General features: G+C 66.5%; 7 protein-coding genes and 1 pseudogene. 2 read left to right on the top strand and 6 right to left on the bottom strand.

Annotated elements, in window-relative coordinates:
- Window positions 1–80: 80 nt before the first annotated feature.
- The 3 genes from ACVILI_RS19600 to ACVILI_RS19590 all read right to left on the bottom strand — a co-directional run bounded on the left by ACVILI_RS19600 (window position 81) and on the right by ACVILI_RS19590 (window position 10,015).
- Entirely contained in the window at window positions 81–2,285 is a 2,205-nt protein-coding gene (locus ACVILI_RS19600; RefSeq protein ID WP_051726918.1) for a peptidase domain-containing ABC transporter, read from the bottom strand.
- A gap of 297 nt (window positions 2,286–2,582) precedes the next feature.
- A complete protein-coding gene (locus ACVILI_RS19595; protein WP_457102569.1) occupies window positions 2,583–9,497 on the bottom strand; it encodes a DUF4347 domain-containing protein in 6,915 nt (2,304 codons plus the stop codon).
- Entirely contained in the window at window positions 9,494–10,015 is a 522-nt protein-coding gene (locus ACVILI_RS19590) for a hypothetical protein (RefSeq protein ID WP_457102568.1), read from the bottom strand. Before ACVILI_RS19590 ends, ACVILI_RS19595 begins: the two co-directional genes overlap by 4 nt.
- 55 nt (window positions 10,016–10,070) lie before the next feature.
- Here ACVILI_RS19590 and istA point away from each other — a divergent pair, with 55 nt between their 5' ends.
- Together istA and istB are read left to right on the top strand one after the other, a co-directional pair.
- Window positions 10,071–11,582, top strand: a complete 1,512-nt coding sequence (gene istA, locus ACVILI_RS19585; protein ID WP_148307437.1) for an IS21 family transposase — start codon at window positions 10,071–10,073, stop codon at window positions 11,580–11,582.
- A 12-nt stretch (window positions 11,583–11,594) separates the two neighbouring features.
- The gene (gene istB, locus ACVILI_RS19580; protein WP_038646815.1) at window positions 11,595–12,350 is read left to right on the top strand and encodes an IS21-like element helper ATPase IstB; all 756 of its coding nucleotides are present in this window, start codon (window positions 11,595–11,597) and stop codon (window positions 12,348–12,350) included.
- Between the two features lie 63 nt (window positions 12,351–12,413).
- Here the strand turns inward: istB and ACVILI_RS19575 are convergent, their stop codons facing one another.
- The 3 genes and pseudogenes from ACVILI_RS19575 to ACVILI_RS19565 form a co-directional block, all read right to left on the bottom strand.
- Complete coding sequence (locus ACVILI_RS19575; RefSeq protein WP_457102567.1) at window positions 12,414–13,076, bottom strand: DUF4347 domain-containing protein; 663 nt, start codon at window positions 13,074–13,076, stop codon at window positions 12,414–12,416.
- 597 nt (window positions 13,077–13,673) lie between these two features.
- A complete protein-coding gene (locus tag ACVILI_RS19570; RefSeq protein ID WP_457102742.1) occupies window positions 13,674–18,200 on the bottom strand; it encodes a beta strand repeat-containing protein in 4,527 nt (1,508 codons plus the stop codon).
- 147 nt (window positions 18,201–18,347) lie between these two features.
- Window positions 18,348–18,797, bottom strand: a pseudogene (locus tag ACVILI_RS19565) (DUF4347 domain-containing protein); the annotation flags it as partial.
- Between the last annotated feature and the right edge of the window lie 64 nt (window positions 18,798–18,861).

Here is an 18,861-nt window from a genome sequence, read left to right as displayed (position 1 = left end):
CCACCGAGCGGGAAGGGCGGTGAGAGAGGTGCTGCTCATGGGTTACCGGACCTGATGCGAATATGAGGCGCGCGACATGATCAAACCAGCCGCGGCGGGACGGCGACGGGGCGGCCGTGGCGGCCATCGAGGTGCCGGTTCTGCTGCGACCACAACTGGCGATAGAGCGCGCATCGTTCGAGCAAGGTCGCATGCGGCGCGACGTCGAGGACCTTACCCTGATCCATGACGAGGATGTTGTCGCACTCGGTCAGCGAGGCGAGCCGGTGCGAAACGATGATCATCGTGCGCCCGCTGGCGATGCGCATGAGGTTGGCGCTGACAACCGCCTCGCTCTCCGGGTCGAGTGCGCTGGTCGCCTCGTCGAGGATGAGAATGGTCGGATCGTGGATGAGCGCGCGCGCGATCGCCAGCCGCTGCTTTTGACCGCCTGATAGATTGGGCGAACCTTCCTCGATGTAGGTGTCGTAGCCATTCGGCATCCGCTCGATGAATTCCTGGGCGCCGGCGAGGTGCGCGGCGCGCATGGCGTCGGAAAGGGTCAGGCCCGGGCGCCCGGCGATGATGTTGTCGCGGATCGATCCGCGGAACAGAAAGTTGTCCTGCAGCACCACGCCAAGCCCTTGGCGCAAATGGCGCAGGTTGATTTCCTTGAGGTCGACGCCATCAAGCTTGAGGAACCCACTGTAGTCGCGGTTGATCCCTTGCAGGAGGCGGGCGACCGTCGATTTTCCCGACCCGCTGCGCCCAACAATGCCAAACATGCTGCCGGCGGGAATATGGAAGCTGACCCGGTCGAGCGCCGGTGTCTTGGTGGCGATATAGCTAAAGGTCAGGTCGCTGAACACGACCTCGCCGACCAGCTTGGGTCTCAGGCCGGTGGAATTCGAACTGCTCTCCAGCGGCCGGTTGAGGACCGACGCTGCCTCGCCGATCGCCGCACCGACCTCCTCGTAGTCTTCAACCAGCCGGGCCAGGCCAACCAGCGGCTGGGCCACACGCTGGGCAATCATCATGAAGGCGAACAAGCCGCCGACCATGTAGCCGGTGCGGTCGTTCATCGCGAGATAGGCGCCGATCAGCATGGTGCCGAGCACCATCACACGTTCGATCGGCGTGACCAGGGTCTGCGGCCAGCTTGCCAGCTGTCCGAAGGCGAGACGCGCCTTTCCCGCTTCGGCCACCCGCTCATCCCAGAGCGCCTTGCGCTGCGGCTCGAGACCGAGCGCCTTCACCGTCTTGATTCCGACGACCGTTTCGCCGAGCGCCGCCGACTTCCAGGTCTCGGCGTCGACCACCCGCTGATATCTGCCGCGCAGCGGCCTGAGGAAGGCGAGGATGATCAGCAGGATCACCACGGCGCAGGCCAGCACGATCCAGGCGAGGGAGGCGTTGATGTAGAACATCACCGGTACCAGCACGCACAGCGTGATCATATCCAGGAACGTACTGAGGAGTTTTCCGGTCAGGAACTCGCGGATGCGATAGACCTGGGCGAGGTGATACATCGTCTCGCCGGCCGGATGCCGTTCGAAATAGTCGAGCGGCAGGCGTAACAGCCGGCTGAAGACGTGCAGCTGCAACTTGGTGTCCAGACGGGCGCCGACGACATTGATGATCAGCCGCCGTGCATGGCCAAGCAGTGTCTCATAGGCGAAAACCACGGAGATCACCGCCGACAACAGCACCAGCGTCGAGACGCTGTTGAACTGCAGCACCTTGTTGACCACCGTCATGACGATAAGCGGCGGCAGGATGGTCAGGACACTCAGCGTGAACGAGGCGATGGTGATATCGCGCAGGGCGTGGCTTTCGAGCCGCACCAGTTCGGCGAGCCAGCGAAGGGTGAAGGGCGCATCCGCCGCGACATAGGATCGTGTGGCGCGCAGCAGCAATGCCTCGCCCGTCCACACCTGCGACAGCCGCAACTCGTCGATGGCGACGGCTTCACCATCGTCGGGTGCATCCGCGCTTTTCAGGAAGACGATGTTCCGCTCGGCGCTCGCCCCGGTGAGGAGAGCCGCGCCGCCATCGTTGAACAACAGGACGACCGGTCCGGCTTCCTGGAAACGCAAGAGGTGGGACCAGCGGATGCGCACGGCGCGCGACCACATGCCGGCGTCCTGCGCCCACTGCGACAGATCGGCGGCGGCCGGAATCGCGCTCGCGGCCCTGAATTCGTTCGGGTCGAGCTCGACGCCGTGATAGCGGGCGGCGCGCAGCATCGCCTTGAGGCGTGGCCCGATCTTGTCAAATTCGGCCGGACCGCCAGGGATCCGCGCCATAGTGCTCTCGCCGCCCGCCGCGTCGCCTTGCGCGGAACCGGCTTGGATCGGGACCGCTTGGATTTCGGCGTTCACGGGGATGTTCACCATGGACTTGTCTTCCGGCACGCAAGTGAACTCGACAATTCCCGGGCCGAAGTGCCTCTGCCGAGGGTTTCGATCATGTTGCCATCGTACTCCGAATTGATCGGCCGCGCGACTCTTCTGCCAAACCGTGTCCCGGGATGTTTAACGCGCGAACTTCGCTCTTCCGCGACGTTCGCGCGTTTCCCTTCGGTGGTCTCTCGCCAGTCTTGCTCACTTATGCGGCTTCAGAAGATCCTTCAGGGTCGTCTTGGCGGTGTGGTCGGTGCTGGCGTAGCCGGTACCGTGCTTGGTCGCATCCAAGGTCTGGTCCGTAGTCACGCCGGACGGCTGGTTCTGTTGGTGACCAAATCCCCTGATCGTATTGAGGATATTCAGGAGATCGGTCGTCACCGAGCCGGCCGCCAGGCCGATCAGGTGGTGTAGCGAGGGCTGGCCGCCGCTGCCATTGCCGGTCGAGCCCGGCTGCAGGAATTGCCAGCTATCCTTGAGGCCGAGCGAGTCGGGCGTGACATTGGCGGTCTTCGGGGTGGGCGTCACCAGGGTTGTCGTCGACGGAACGATCGAGTCGTTGTGACCGCCCGAGGGTCCGGTCGGACCAGTTGTGCCGGTCGGACCCGTCGAACCCTTCGGCCCGGTGTCGCCCTTCGGCCCGGTTGCCCCGGTCGAGCCTGCGGCACCGGTTGCACCCGTGGCCCCCTTGGGTCCGGTGTCGCCTTTCGGTCCGGTTGCCCCGGTCGAGCCGGTGGCGCCGGTGGCACCCGTCGCGCCCTTAGGTCCGGTGTCGCCCTTCGGTCCGGTTGCCCCGGTCGAGCCGGTTGCGCCAGTGGCACCCGTCGCGCCCTTGGGTCCGGTATCGCCCTTCGGCCCGGTTGCCCCGGTCGAGCCGGTTGCGCCAGTGGCACCTGTCGCGCCCTTGGGTCCGGTGTCGCCCTTCGGTCCGGTTGCTCCGGTCGAGCCGGTTGCGCCAGTGGCACCTGTCGCGCCCTTAGGCCCGGTGTCGCCCTTCGGTCCGGTTGCCCCGGTCGAGCCGGTTGCGCCAGTGGCACCCGTCGCGCCCTTGGGTCCGGTGTCGCCCTTCGGTCCGGTTGCCCCGGTCGAGCCTGCGGCACCGGTTGCACCCGTGGCCCCCTTGGGTCCGGTGTCGCCTTTAGGTCCGGTTGCCCCGGTCGAGCCGGTTGCGCCAGTGGCACCCGTCGCGCCCTTGGGTCCGGTATCGCCCTTCGGTCCGGTTGCCCCGGTCGAGCCGGTTGCGCCAGTGACACCCGTCGCGCCCTTGGGTCCGGTGTCGCCCTTCGGTCCGGTTGCCCCGGTCGAGCCGGTTGCGCCAGTGACACCCGTCGCGCCCTTGGGTCCGGTATCGCCCTTCGGCCCGGTTGCCCCGGTCGAGCCGGTTGCGCCAGTGGCACCCGTCGCGCCCTTGGGTCCGGTATCGCCCTTCGGTCCGGTTGCCCCGGTCGAGCCGGTTGCGCCCTTCGGCCCGGTTGCTCCGGTCGAGCCCGTTGCTCCAGTCGAGCCGGTCGCGCCTGTCGGACCTGTAGCTCCGGTCGAACCCGTTGCACCCGTGGCGCCGGTAGCCCCAGTTGAACCTGTTGCTCCGGTAGCGCCGGTTGCGCCCGTGGCTCCGGTATCACCAGTTGCACCGGTTGCCCCGGTCGAACCGGTGGCACCCGTATCACCTGTTGCACCAGTTGAACCTGTAGCACCAGTCGATCCTGTCGCGCCGGTATCGCCTGTGGCGCCGGTTGCTCCAGTTGCTCCGGTCGAGCCCGTCGCGCCCGTATCTCCAGTCGCACCCGTGGCACCTGTTGCTCCAGTCGAACCTGTTGCTCCGGTATCACCGGTTGCACCGGTGGCGCCGGTCGAGCCCGTAGCTCCAGTCGAACCAGTGGCACCCGTATCACCGGTCGCACCTGTGGCTCCGGTTGCTCCAGTCGAACCGGTCGCGCCGGTATCGCCTGTGGCGCCGGTTGCGCCAGTCGCACCCGTGGCACCCGTTGAACCTGTAGCTCCGGTTGCTCCGGCCGAACCAGTGACACCCGTTGCGCCGGTCGCACCTGTTGCTCCGGTATCACCAGTTGCACCGGTGGCGCCGGTTGCCCCGGTTGAGCCCGTAGCTCCAGTCGAACCCGTTGCGCCCGTATCGCCGGTGGCACCCGTTGCTCCAGTCGAACCCGTTGCTCCGGTTGCTCCGGTCGAGCCTGTAGCTCCGGTTGCTCCGGTCGAACCAGCGGCACCCGTATCACCGGTTGCACCAGTTGAACCTGTAGCACCGGTCGATCCTGTCGCGCCGGTATCACCCGTGGCTCCGGTTGCTCCAGTTGCTCCGGTCGAACCAGTGGCACCCGTTGCTCCAGTCGAGCCGGTTGCGCCAGTGGAACCTGTAGCTCCGGTTGAGCCCGTGGCACCGGTCGAACCGGTTGCTCCGGTATCGCCAGTTGCCCCTGTGGCGCCTGTGGCTCCAGTCGAGCCCGTGGCACCTGTATCGCCGGTCGCACCCGTGGCACCCGTTGCACCAGTCGATCCTGTCGAGCCGGTATCACCTGTGGCGCCGGTTGCTCCAGTCGCTCCGGTCGAACCAGTGGCACCCGTTGCTCCAGTCGAGCCGGTCGCGCCTGTATCTCCAGTCGCGCCAGTTAAGCCTGTAGCCCCAGTTGAACCTGTTGCTCCGGTATCGCCAGTGGCACCGGTCGCGCCGGTTGCACCAGTCGAACCGGTTGCACCCGTATCGCCAGTTGCACCTGTGGCTCCGGTCGCGCCAGTTGAGCCTGTAGCACCAGTCGAGCCCGTCGCTCCGGTAGAGCCCGTATCGCCGGTTGCACCCGTAGCACCAGTTGCTCCGGTCGAACCAGTGGCACCCGTATCACCGGTTGCACCAGTCGATCCTGTAGCACCAGTCGATCCTGTCGCGCCGGTATCGCCTGTGGCGCCGGTCGCGCCAGTCGAGCCCGTCGCTCCGGTATCGCCGGTCGCGCCTGTGGCGCCGGTTGCCCCGGTCGAGCCTGTGGCGCCCGTATCGCCGGTCGCACCTGTGGCACCGGTTGCCCCGGTCGAGCCTGTGGCGCCCGTATCGCCGGTCGCACCTGTGGCACCGGTGGCCCCGGTCGAGCCTGTGGCGCCCGTATCGCCAGTTGCACCAGTGGCTCCGGTCGCGCCAGTTGAGCCTGTAGCACCAGTCGAGCCCGTCGCTCCGGTAGCGCCCGTATCGCCGGTTGCACCCGTAGCACCAGTTGCTCCGGTCGAACCAGTGGCACCCGTATCACCGGTTGCACCAGTCGATCCTGTAGCACCAGTCGATCCTGTCGCGCCGGTATCGCCTGTGGCGCCGGTCGCGCCAGTCGAGCCGGTCGCGCCTGTGGCGCCGGTAGCTCCAGTCGAACCCGTCGCTCCGGTATCGCCGGTGGCACCTGTGGCTCCGGTTGCTCCAGTCGAGCCTGTGGCGCCTGTATCACCAGTTGCTCCTGTGGCGCCAGTTGCGCCAGTCGAACCCGTGGCGCCCGTATCACCGGTCGCGCCTGTGGCGCCGGTAGCTCCCGTCGAGCCCGTCGCTCCGGTATCGCCGGTCGCGCCTGTTGCCCCGGTCGAGCCCGTCGCTCCGGTATCGCCGGTCGAGCCCGTCGCTCCGGTATCGCCGGTCGCTCCGGTCGAACCCGTGGCACCCGTATCGCCGGTCGCTCCTGTGGCGCCGGTAGCTCCGGTCGAACCCGTCGCTCCGGTATCGCCGGTCGCGCCTGTGGCGCCGGTTGCTCCAGTCGAGCCCGTCGCTCCGGTATCACCGGTCGCGCCTGTGGCGCCGGTAGCTCCCGTCGAGCCCGTCGCTCCGGTATCGCCGGTCGCACCTGTGGCGCCGGTTGCCCCGGTCGAGCCTGTGGCGCCCGTATCGCCGGTCGCGCCTGTGGCTCCGGTAGCTCCAGTCGAGCCGGTGGCGCCTGTATCTCCAGTCGCGCCTGTGGCGCCGGTAGCTCCAGTCGAGCCCGTCGCTCCGGTATCGCCCGTGGCACCTGTGGCTCCAGTCGAGCCTGTAGCGCCCGTATCGCCGGTCGCGCCTGTGGCGCCGGTTGCCCCCGTCGAGCCTGTGGCGCCTGTATCGCCGGTGGCACCCGCGGCTCCGGTTGCTCCGGTCGAGCCGGTGGCGCCCGTATCGCCAGTGGCGCCCGTGGCGCCGGTTGCCCCGGTCGAGCCTGTGGCGCCCGTATCGCCGGTCGCACCTGTGGCGCCGGTTGCCCCGGTCGAGCCTGTGGCGCCCGTATCGCCGGTCGCACCTGTGGCACCGGTTGCTCCAGTCGAGCCTGTGGCGCCCGTATCACCAGTTGCTCCTGTGGCGCCGGTAGCTCCAGTCGAGCCCGTCGCTCCGGTATCGCCGATCGCGCCGGTTGCTCCGGTCGAACCCGTGGCACCCGTATCGCCGGTCGCACCTGTGGCGCCGGTAGCTCCAGTCGAACCCGTCGCTCCGGTATCGCCGGTGGCGCCCGTGGCTCCGGTTGCTCCGGTCGAGCCTGTGGCGCCCGTATCACCAGTTGCTCCTGTGGCGCCGGTAGCTCCAGTCGAGCCCGTCGCTCCGGTATCGCCGGTCGCGCCTGTGGCGCCGGTAGCTCCAGTCGAACCCGTCGCTCCGGTATCGCCGGTGGCACCTGTGGCTCCGGTTGCTCCAGTCGAGCCTGTGGCGCCCGTATCACCAGTTGCTCCTGTGGCTCCAGTTGCTCCAGTCGAACCCGTCGCTCCAGTATCGCCGGTCGCGCCTGTGGCGCCGGTTGCTCCAGTCGAGCCCGTCGCTCCGGTATCGCCGGTCGCGCCTGTGGCGCCGGTTGCTCCGGTCGAACCCGTGGCGCCCGTATCGCCGGTCGCACCTGTGGTTCCGGTTGCTCCGGTCGAACCCGTGGCGCCCGTATCACCAGTTGCACCTGTGGCGCCGGTTGCTCCAGTCGAGCCCGTCGCTCCAGTATCACCGGTCGCGCCTGTGGCGCCGGTAGCTCCGGTCGAACCCGTCGCTCCGGTATCGCCGGTTGCGCCGGTGGAACCTGTGGCTCCGGTAGAGCCTGTGGCACCGGTATCGCCAGTCGCACCTGTGGCTCCGGTCGAGCCCGTGGCGCCGGTGGAACCCGTATCGCCAGTCGCACCGGTTGCGCCAGTTGAGCCGGTCGCACCAGTGGCTCCGGTCGAACCCGTGGCACCCGTATCACCGGTTGCACCAGTTGAACCTGTAGCACCAGTCGATCCTGTCGCGCCGGTATCGCCTGTGGCGCCAGTCGAGCCGGTGGCACCCGTATCGCCGGTCGCACCTGTGGCTCCAGTTGCTCCAGTCGAACCCGTCGCTCCAGTATCGCCGGTCGCGCCTGTGGCTCCGGTAGCTCCAGTCGAGCCGGTGGCACCCGTATCACCAGTCGCGCCTGTGGCGCCGGTAGCTCCAGTCGAGCCCGTCGCTCCGGTATCGCCCGTGGAACCTGTGGCTCCGGTTGCTCCAGTCGAGCCTGTGGCGCCCGTATCGCCGGTCGCGCCTGTGGCGCCGGTTTCCCCGGTCGAGCCTGTGGCGCCTGTATCGCCGGTGGCACCCGTGGCTCCAGTTGCTCCGGTCGAACCCGTTGCGCCCGTATCGCCGGTCGCACCTGTGGCACCGGTTGCTCCAGTCGAGCCTGTGGCGCCCGTATCACCAGTTGCACCTGTGGCGCCGGTTGCTCCAGTCGAGCCCGTCGCTCCGGTATCACCAGTTGCTCCTGTGGCTCCAGTCGCGCCTGTCGAACCTGTAGCTCCGGTCGAACCCGTGGCGCCGGTATCGCCAGTTGCTCCGGTCGAGCCCGTAGCTCCGGTCGAACCGGTGGCGCCCATATCGCCGGTTGCGCCAGTTGCGCCAGTCGAACCGGTTGCACCCGTATCGCCAGTTGCACCGGTGGCACCGGTAGCACCTGTTGAGCCCGTGGCACCCGTATCACCGGTTGCACCAGTTGAACCTGTAGCACCAGTCGATCCTGTCGCGCCGGTATCGCCTGTGGCGCCGGTTGCTCCAGTTGCTCCGGTCGAACCGGTGGCTCCGGTCGAACCCGTGGCTCCGGTTGAACCCGTGGCTCCGGTTGCGCCAGTTGCTCCGGTCGAACCGGTGGCTCCGGTTGAACCCGTGGCGCCGGTTGCGCCAGTAGATCCCGTCGCTCCGGTTGAACCTGTGGCGCCTGTATTACCGGTGGCACCTGTAGAGCCAGTCGAGCCCGTGGCGCCGGTCGCACCTGTTGCACCGGTTGCGCCAGTCGAACCTGTAGCGCCGGTGGCACCTGTAGAGCCGGTCGAACCCGTGGCGCCTGTCGCACCCGTTGCGCCAGTCGGACCTGCAGCAGTCAGATCAACTACGGTCCACGTACCGGCTGTTACCGCAGTTCCAACGGCCCAAGTCCCCGAATTGCCGCTATTAACGTTGCCGGAATTGACAGTGACAGTGGCGCCGGCGGTGAGGTAGATTGGAACGACAGTAGTTCCGCTAGTCGTAATACCGGACGGTAGAGTAAAAGATCCAACGACTACCGTATTTCCACCTATAACTGCTGTAAGAAAATAGACGCCTCCGGTAGCGTTGTTAGGGAACGCAACTTCGATAAAGCTAAGTCCGGCTGGAGCAGAGATATTGTTGTTTAGGAGGTCACTATACGCTCCAACGCCCGCCGCTGTCAGCGGCGGCCGGACCATGGCGCGAGGAGACTGCGTATCCAATTCCCACCTTCCGCCGAGCGCCGCGGCACCGACGAGACCCGTCGCCGCCGCGACGGGCGCGCCGGTCGCGCGCGACAGCGCGGCGACAAATGCCTGCCCACGGGCGCCTTCGCCTGTGCTGCAACCCCACAGCAAAAGATCGCCATCAGGCCCCAGGGCATGACCGATCGCCGCGAGATCGTCCGAATGCCGGTCGACGTTGGCGAGCGAAAGCGCGCCGGTGCTGAAGCTGAGTTCGCCCGAGCGGCCATGGACGACAATGTGGATGGCATCCAGGCTTTCGCGATCATGCAAGGCGCGTGCGATCTCTTCCGAAGCAGGCATCGAGCCGCTGAGAAGCACCGGTTGGACGCTCGGCCTCAGCCCTGCAATGAGCGTGGGAATGTCGGCGACTGAGGGGTCGATGAAGACGATTTCGCAAGTGTTTTTCATCATGCCATCCCCCGGCCAGCTTGGTTGGGGGTGGCGTCACCTATGTTGTTGAGGGTTGCCGTTATTGCCGGATTGAAATTGCCGACGGACCATGTCCCGGCGTTCTTGCCTGTCGAACTCCAACTGCCATTGTAGACAGCGATGGTGTTCGGACCTGGAGCGCCCGGGCCAACAATGTACCGTCCAGCGGGAAGTGCCTCGGAGATCGCGAAAGTGCCGCCGAAATTTGTCGGAACAATAAATTGCCCGATGATATTTAGCGTCCCCCCGTCATTGAGAACTATGAAATACGTTCCAGCCGCCGTGCCGGCCGCCCACTGCCCAAACACGGTGAGTCGTTCACCTTGGCCTGTTGAGGTCAATGCCTGGGAAAATGCCCCCCCATATCCCGCCATACCCACCTCCGTCAGCGGGGGCCGCCCCATGGTGCGGATTCCGACGTGAAGCCGGCCGCCATTCCAACCAAAGACCGGCCGGTTTTCGGCACTGAAGATTACCTCCTGGGTCAGCAACTTTGGCATCAATTACCTCGCGATGAACGAGGACATTTTGATGCCGGCAAAGAGAAGGCTGACCATGAGACAGTTGAGACAAATGCTTCGGCTTGCCGGAAGCGGGACCAGCTCCCGCGAGATTGCGGTCGTGCTGGGAATAGCACGCAGTACGGTGCAGGATAATCTGCGGCGCGCAGCGGCAATCGGGTTGAGCTGGCCCCTGCCAGGCGAGCTGACCGATGACGCGCTTGAGAACAAACTCTTCGCTCGCAATGGCGTCAAGCAGGGCACGCGGCGGCGCACAGAGCCGAACTGGGCCCATCTTGCCGTCGAGCTCAAGAAGCCGGGCGTCACGCTCCTCATCTTGTGGGAGGAGTATCGAGGAAGTCATCCCGACGGATATGGCTACAGCCGGTTCTGCGAGCTCTTTCGCAGCTTCGAACAGCGGCTTTCGCCGACGATGCGCCAGGAACACGCCGCCGGCGACAAGGTCTTCGTCGACTATTCCGGCAAGAAGATCCCGATCGTTGATCGAGACACCGGCGAGATCCGTGAGGCGGAGATCTTCGTGGCAGTGCTGGGTGCGTCCAGCTTGACCTATGCCGAAGCGACCTGGACCCAGACACTGCCGGATTGGATTGGTTCACACGTCAGGATGTTTCGTTTCTTTGATGGCGTTCCCCGCCTGATCGTCCCCGACAATCTGAAGTCGGGCGTCAGCCGCGCCAGCTTCTACGATCCCGAGATCAATCGCAGCTACGGCATGATGGCATCCCATTATGGCGTCGGCGTTCTTCCGGCACGGCCGCGACGGCCGAAGGACAAATCGAAAGTCGAGAACGGCGTGCGTTTCGCCCAGTCATGCATTCTGGGGCGGCTGCGCAACCAGACCTTCTTCTCGCTGGCCGAGGCCAATGCCGCAATTCGCCAGGCACTCAATCGCATCAATGATCACGTCATGCGTCGGCTGGGCGTCAGTCGCCGGCAACTGTTTGAGAGCGTCGAGCGTGCTGCGCTGGCAAGCCTTCCGAGCGAAGACTACGAATTCGCCGAGTGGCGTTTGGCCCGCGTCTCGACGGATTACCACGTCGAGTTCAAGACCTTCTTCTATTCCGTACCGCACAACCTCATTCGTCAGCAAGTCGATCTGAGGGCAACGGCACGCACCATCGAGATCTTCCACCGCGGCAAGCGCATTGCCGTCCATCAGCGCCGCTATGGCGGCCCTCGTCATGGGACGGATCCGGATCATATGCCCAGCTCCCACCGGCGATATGCCGAGTGGACGCCGGATCGTTTCCGTCGCTGGGCCGCATCCGTCGGGCCCGAGACGGAAGGCTTGGTTGTCGCAATCCTCGCCAGCCGCCCACATCCTGAACAAGGCTTTCGAACATGCCTGGGTGTCCTTCGCCTGTTTCGCGATGTCACACGCGATCGCGCCGAAGCCGTCTCAGCCCGCGCTGTCGAGATCGGTGGGCTGAACTGCAAGAGCATCGCCTCGCTCATCGCCAATCACAAGGCCGCAAGGCATTCCACCGAACCGACCGCCATCGTCGATCACGCCAATCTGCGTGGCCCTGATTACTTCCATTGAGGAGACATACCAATGCTCATCCATCCGACCATCAACATGCTGCGCGAACTCGGCCTTCATGGCATGGCCACTGCCTTCCAGGAACTCGACGCACAATCCGAAGCACGCGGCCTCGAGCATGGCGAATGGCTTGCCATGCTGCTCGAGCGCGAGGCTACCATGCGCCGCCAGAAGCGTTTCGAAGCCCGCGCCAGAGCTGCAAAACTTCGCCATGACGCACAGATCGAGAATGCCGACTTTCGTGCCGCACGCGGTCTTGATCGCAATCTGTTCATGGCGCTCGCCGGCTGCGACTGGATCAGAAAGCATCACAGTCTTCTCATCACCGGGCCGGCCGGCGTCGGCAAGAGCTGGCTGGCCTGTGCGCTTGGCCACAAAGCTTGCCGAGAGGATTTCTCCGTCGCCTATCACCGCGTTCCCCGGCTGTTTGCAACGCTTGCCCTCGCGAGAGGCGACGGACGTTATGGCCGGATCCTCAAGCAACTCGCCAAAACCGACCTTCTCATTCTCGATGACTGGGGACCGGAAAAACTCAATGATGACCAGCGGCGTGATGTGCTTGAGATCATTGAAGACCGCTACGAACGCCGATCGACAATCGTCACCAGTCAGCTGCCCCTGGATCGCTGGTACGAGATCATTGCAAACCCAACCCTGGCCGATGCCATCCTGGACCGCCTCGTTCACAACGCCTATCGCATCGATCTCACCGGTGAAAGCATGCGAAAACAGCGCTCGCCGAGAGCGTCCGAAACAGCGCACGCTTGACCTGAAACGAAACCCAATCCAAACATCAACGAGACCCAGGATCAGTCCGAAAAATGGCCGGCTTCAAATCGGAACACCGGCCGGAATGAAATCGGAATGACTGGCCGGCTTCAAATCGGAATCGATGGCCGGCTTCGTCGGAATACGCACCATGGCATCCCTTTTCCGCACGTTCAGTTTCCAGTCGCCGCCCAGCGTCTGCGACCCGACTAGGTCGTTCGCCGCCGCGACTGGCGTTCCCGTCGCGCGTGACAGCGCGTCGATGAAATTGCTTCCGGCCGCGCCAGCGCCGGCGTTGCAGCTCCATAAGAGCAGTTCGCCAAGTCCGCCCAGCGCCCGACCGATCGCAGCGAGATCGCCCTGGTCGTCGTAGAGCGTCTCGGCCGACCATTCGCCCGCTGCGAAGTTCACCCGCCCAGGCGCGCCGTGGGCGATGACGTGCACGGCGTCGAGGCCGTCGCGGCCTTCGAGCGCCAGCGCCATTTGGCGCGCGGCCGGGCGGTTGGCGTCGAGCACGATCGCCTCGACCTCCGGTCGCAGATTGGCGAGGATCGTGCCGAGATCGGATACAGAGGGGTCGACGAAAAGGATTTCTGAGGCGCCAGCCTGGCGCGCATCGGTCCGCGCATTCGGGCGACCGGTTGCCGCGGCCGGCAGCGGATGAATTTGGCGCCCATCGACCCGTGGCTCAACGCCCTGGGGCGCACGCAACAACACTTGATTCACAATACCCACTCCCGTCACCCGTGCCGCCGACGCCTCGACGGCAAACTCGCGAGCGAACTCCGGAATGGGAACGTCTGCCTTCCGCCGAGGACAGACATAGACGCGGCGTCTCACGGCGCGCCCGATGAGCGCACCTTGTTCTTCCGCTAAATTGCCTTGCTACCCAGATCCCTGCCCAAACTCGCCTGCAAGACCTCACGGCCACCCGACCGTGCGATCCGCGGGCACCCTCTATACCCATACATTAGTAAAATCGAAAATTAGCGATTTGTAAACTATTAAGGAAGGATTTGGTAAATTCTGAGGAGCGGGGCAGCAGACGTCGGTCAATATCGAGACGCCGGACTCGCCCAAATTGTTTTGGAAATCTAAGACTTTGGCGGCTTCCTTTAAGTTGCTTTCAATCCGCGAATGGTCGCCATGGCTGGGCCGGAAGCGGACACGCCTGCAGGCGGCTGACCCTGGTACCAGGCATGCCCTACGATGCTGCGCGAGCCGACAGAGCACGAATGAAAAGCGCGCGGGCTCCGCTTTCCAGCGAAGCCCGCGCGCCCGTTCGCCAACCTGGACCGGTTACCGTCCAGGTCCATTCGCCACTCAGTCGTGCGGCTTCAAGAGATCCTTCAGGGACGTCTTGACGGTGTGGTCGTTGCTGGCGTAGCCGGCGCCAGGCTTGGTCTGATCCGAGGTGAGATCCGTGCTCGCTCCGGAAGGCTTGTTCTGGTTGTTGCCAGATCCGCTGACTGTCTTGAGGACGTTCAGCAGGTCTGTCGTCACCGAAGTCGCCGCAAGGCCGACCAGTTGGCCGAACGACGCATGCTTGCCGGGATCACTGTTGCCGTCGGGCGAGCCGGACTGCAGGAACTTCGCCGTGTCCGTCAGCCCCAGCGTGCTGGCCGTGACGTTGGCGTTGTTGCCGCCGTTGCCTTGGCCTCCGGAAGAGTTGCCCTGTCCCTGATGGCTGCTGTTGTCGGCATTGTTATGGTCCCCGGAATTGCCCGGCGCGTCCTGCTGTCCATTGCCGTGGCCGTTATTGCCATGACCATGATCACCGGTCTGACCGCCTGGGCCGGTTGCTCCAGTCGACCCCGTCGGACCAGGCGAGCCTGTTGGTCCGGTCGAGCCCGTCGCTCCGGTCGAGCCGGTTGCTCCGGTCGAGCCGGTCGCCCCGGTCGAGCCTGTCGCCCCGGTCGAGCCTGTCGCCCCGGTCGAGCCTGTCGCCCCGGTCGAGCCAGTCGCGCCGGTTGAGCCCGTCGCACCGGTCGAACCGGTCGAGCCAGTCGCACCGGTCGAGCCGGTTGCTCCGGTCGAGCCGGTCGCCCCGGTCGAGCCTGTCGCGCCGGTCGAGCCAGTTGCCCCTGTCGAGCCCGTCGCTCCGGTAGAGCCGGTCGCACCTGTCGAGCCGGTTGCCCCGGTCGAGCCGGTGGCGCCGGTCGAACCGGTGGCTCCGGTCGAGCCAGTTGCGCCTGTCGAGCCGGTGGCACCGGTCGAGCCGGTGGCACCGGTCGAACCAGTTGCCCCTGTCGATCCAGTCGCTCCGGTCGCACCAGTCGCTCCGGTTGCTCCGGTCGAGCCAGTCGCGCCGGTCGAGCCAGTTGCCCCTGTCGAACCCGTTGCTCCGGTCGAGCCGGTAGAGCCCGTGGCGCCGGTCGAGCCTGTCGCGCCGGTCGAGCCAGTTGCTCCTGTCGAGCCAGTGGCGCCAGTCGAACCGGTTGCCCCGGTCGATCCTGTCGCACCAGTTGCTCCGGTCGAGCCGGTTGCACCAGTTGCTCCGGTCGAGCCGGTTGCCCCGGTCGAACCCGTCGCGCCGGTCGAGCCGGTCGCACCAGTCGAGCCGGTGGCGCCGGTCGAGCCTGTCGCCCCGGTCGAGCCTGTTGCTCCTGTCGAGCCAGTGGCGCCAGTCGAACCGGTTGCCCCGGTCGATCCTGTCGCCCCGGTCGAGCCAGTCGCACCAGTCGAGCCGGTTGCGCCGGTCGAACCGGTGGCTCCGGTCGAGCCGGTGGCTCCGGTCGAGCCGGTGGCTCCGGTCGAGCCAGTTGCGCCCGTCGAGCCGGTGGCTCCGGTCGAGCCAGTTGCTCCGGTCGAGCCGGTTGCTCCGGTCGAGCCGGTTGCGCCGGTCGAGCCAGTTGCTCCGGTCGAGCCGGTTGCTCCGGTCGAGCCGGTGGCACCGGTCGAACCCGTGGCACCGGTCGAACCCGTCGCACCGGTCGAACCGGTGGCGCCGGTCGAGCCGGTGGCGCCGGTCAAGCCGGTGGCTCCGGTCGAGCCGGTGGCTCCGGTCGAGCCAGTTGCGCCGGTCGAACCCGTCGCACCGGTCGAGCCAGTTGCTCCGGTCGAGCCGGTTGCTCCGGTCGAGCCGGTGGCACCGGTCGAACCCGTCGCACCGGTCGAACCGGTGGCGCCGGTCGAACCGGTGGCGCCGGTGGCGCCGGTCGAACCGGTGGCGCCGGTGGCGCCGGTCGAGCCGGTCGAGCCGGTGGCGCCGGTCGAGCCAGTCGAGCCCGTGGCGCCGGTCGAACCCGTCGCACCGGTCGAACCGGTGGCTCCGGTCGAGCCGGTGGCGCCGGTTGCGCCGGTCGAACCAGTTGCTCCGGTCGAGCCAGTTGCTCCGGTCGAGCCCGTGGCACCGGTCGAACCCGTCGCACCGGTCGAACCGGTGGCGCCGGTCGAGCCGGTGGCGCCGGTCGAGCCGGTCGAGCCGGTGGCGCCGGTCGAACCGGTGGCGCCGGTCGAGCCGGTGGCGCCGGTCGAGCCAGTCGCGCCGGTCGAGCCCGTGGCGCCGGTCGAGCCAGTCGCGCCGGTCGAGCCAGTTGCTCCGGTCGAGCCCGTGGCACCGGTCGAGCCGGTGGCTCCGGTCGAGCCGGTGGCTCCGGTCGAGCCAGTTGCGCCGGTCGAGCCGGTGGCGCCGGTCAAGCCAGTTGCTCCGGTCGAGCCGGTTGCTCCGGTCGAGCCGGTTGCGCCGGTCGAACCCGTCGCACCGGTCGAGCCTGTTGCTCCTGTCGAGCCCGTGGCACCGGTCGAACCCGTCGCACCGGTCGAACCGGTGGCGCCGGTCGAGCCGGTGGCGCCGGTCAAGCCGGTGGCTCCGGTCGAGCCGGTGGCTCCGGTCGAGCCAGTTGCGCCGGTCGAACCCGTCGCACCGGTCGAGCCAGTTGCTCCGGTCGAGCCGGTTGCTCCGGTCGAGCCGGTGGCACCGGTCGAACCCGTCGCACCGGTCGAACCGGTGGCGCCGGTCGAACCGGTGGCGCCGGTGGCGCCGGTCGAACCGGTGGCGCCGGTGGCGCCGGTGGCGCCGGTCGAGCCGGTCGAGCCGGTGGCGCCGGTCGAGCCAGTCGAGCCCGTGGCGCCGGTCGAACCAGTGGCGCCGGTCGAGCCGGTGGCTCCGGTCGATCCGGTGGCGCCGGTCGAGCCGGTTGCTCCGGTCGAACCGGTGGCGCCGGTCGAGCCGGTGGCACCGGTTGCGCCGGTCGAACCGGTGGCTCCGGTCGAGCCGGTGGCTCCGGTCGAGCCGGTGGCGCCGGTTGCGCCGGTCGAACCAGTTGCTCCGGTCGAGCCAGTTGCTCCGGTCGAGCCCGTGGCACCGGTCGAACCCGTCGCACCGGTCGAACCGGTGGCGCCGGTCGAGCCGGTGGCGCCGGTGGCGCCGGTCGAGCCGGTCGAGCCGGTGGCGCCGGTCGAGCCAGTCGAGCCCGTGGCGCCGGTCGAACCAGTGGCGCCGGTCGAGCCAGTTGCTCCGGTCGATCCAGTCGCACCAGTCGAACCAGTGGCGCCGGTCGAACCAGTGGCGCCGGTCGAACCGGTGGCGCCGGTCGAGCCAGTTGCTCCGGTCGAGCCAGTTGCGCCGGTGGACCCGGTTGCACCTGTAGAGCCCGTGGCGCCGGTATCACCCGTTGCACCAGTGGATCCAGTCGCGCCGGTCGCACCTGTGGCTCCGGTCGAGCCGGTCAAACCAGTTGCCCCAGTCGAGCCAGTTGCTCCGGTCGAACCCGTGTCGCCGGTCGAACCCGTCGCTCCGGTCGAGCCGGTTGCTCCTGTCGAGCCAGTCGCCCCGGTGGAACCCGTGGCGCCCGTGGCGCCGGTATCACCAGTCGCCCCCGTCGAGCCAGTTGCGCCGGTCGAGCCGGTCGCACCTGTCGCGCCGGTCGAGCCTGTGGCACCTGTATCGCCGGTCGCACCTGTGGCTCCGGTCGAGCCGGTCGAACCCGTCGCTCCGGTTGCTCCTGTCGAGCCAGTCGCCCCGGTGGAACCCGTGGCGCCCGTGGCGCCGGTATCACCAGTCGCCCCCGTCGATCCAGTTGCGCCGGTCGAGCCGGTCGAACCTGTCGCGCCGGTCGCGCCTGTGGCCCCGGTCGAACCCGTGGCGCCGGTATCACCAGTCGCACCGGTCGAGCCGGTTGCGCCAGTCGAACCTGTGGCTCCGGTCGAGCCGGTCGAACCCGTCGCGCCGGTATCACCAGTCGCACCGGTCGAGCCCGTGGCGCCAGTCGATCCGGTGGCTCCGGTCGAACCTGTGGCACCTGTATCGCCGGTCGCACCTGTGGCTCCGGTCGAGCCGGTCGAACCCGTCGCGCCGGTATCACCAGTCGCACCGGTCGAGCCCGTGGCGCCAGTCGATCCGGTTGCTCCGGTTGAGCCTGTGGCACCGGTCGAGCCAGTAGAGCCAGTAGCGCCAGTCGAGCCAGTAGAGCCAGTAGAGCCAGTAGAGCCAGTAGAGCCAGTAGAGCCAGTAGAGCCAGTCGAGCCAGTCGCGCCGGTAGAGCCTGTCGCTCCTGTCGCACCCGCCCCGGTCGCACCCGTGGCGCCAGTAGCTCCGGTCGCCCCCGCGGGTCCGGTCGCGCCTACTTGACCTGTGGTGGCGATAAAAGCAGCGGTATCAAAATGATCGCCATTATCGCCATTATTGGCAGCGATAGGAGTAAAACTATAACCTCCTGCAACAGGGGAAAGCGTGCCATATAATTTGAAAGTGCTGTCGTAAACATAATAGATATCAGTGGTATTTGGAATTGTTATTGTTGCTCTAAAGTCATTAATTAAACCACTTTGGTTTGCTGATGGAAGTTGAAAGCTGCCGACGACTGTATCATCTGAAGTATTAAGCGCCGGATTAGTCGGCGGAGACACATGAGTATCCACTATATAGTACGTGTTAACAGCTGAAGAGTTGCCGCTGGCAGTTATGGTCCCAGTGAGTGTAAGATCGGCGGCAGCAAGTACCCCCGAAAATCTGGCCACGCCAGCTGTAGTCATCGGAGGCAAAGGCGTGGACGCGCTGGCGCGTGCGGATATCTCCCAGGCGCCGCCCAGGGCGGCCGAGCCAATCAGCGACCTGGATGCGCGAACGTCCGCGCCCACCGCCTCTTGCAGCGCCCCTATATAGACTTCGCCCACATCCCCTGATGCCGTCTCGCAGCTCCACAGCCGCAGTTCGCCGTCCGCGGCAAGCGCCCGGCCGATCGCGGAAAGATCCTCAGCCGAATCTCCCACTGTCCCGACCGACCACTCTCCTGCAGCGAAGCTAACCCGGCCAGGCGCGCCATGTGCGATGACGTGCACCGCATCGAGCCCTGCGTGCCCTGCGAGCGCGGCAGAAATCTGCCGCGCCGCCGGCTGGCGGTCATCGAGCACGACAGCCCGGACTTCGGGCCTAAGGTTGCCGAGAACGGTCTCGAGGTCGGAGATCGAAGAATCGACAAAAAGAATTTCAGAGGCACGGGCCATGACTGGCTCCTGTTGGCTTCGAATTCAATTCAAGGGAAAACCGCCCATCGGCTGGCCGGCGAGC

The sequence above is a fragment of the Mesorhizobium sp. USDA 4775 genome, from assembly GCF_054062655.1.
The sequence above is the reverse complement of the archived record's forward strand: the minus strand, read 5'-3'. Positions and strand labels throughout refer to the sequence as shown.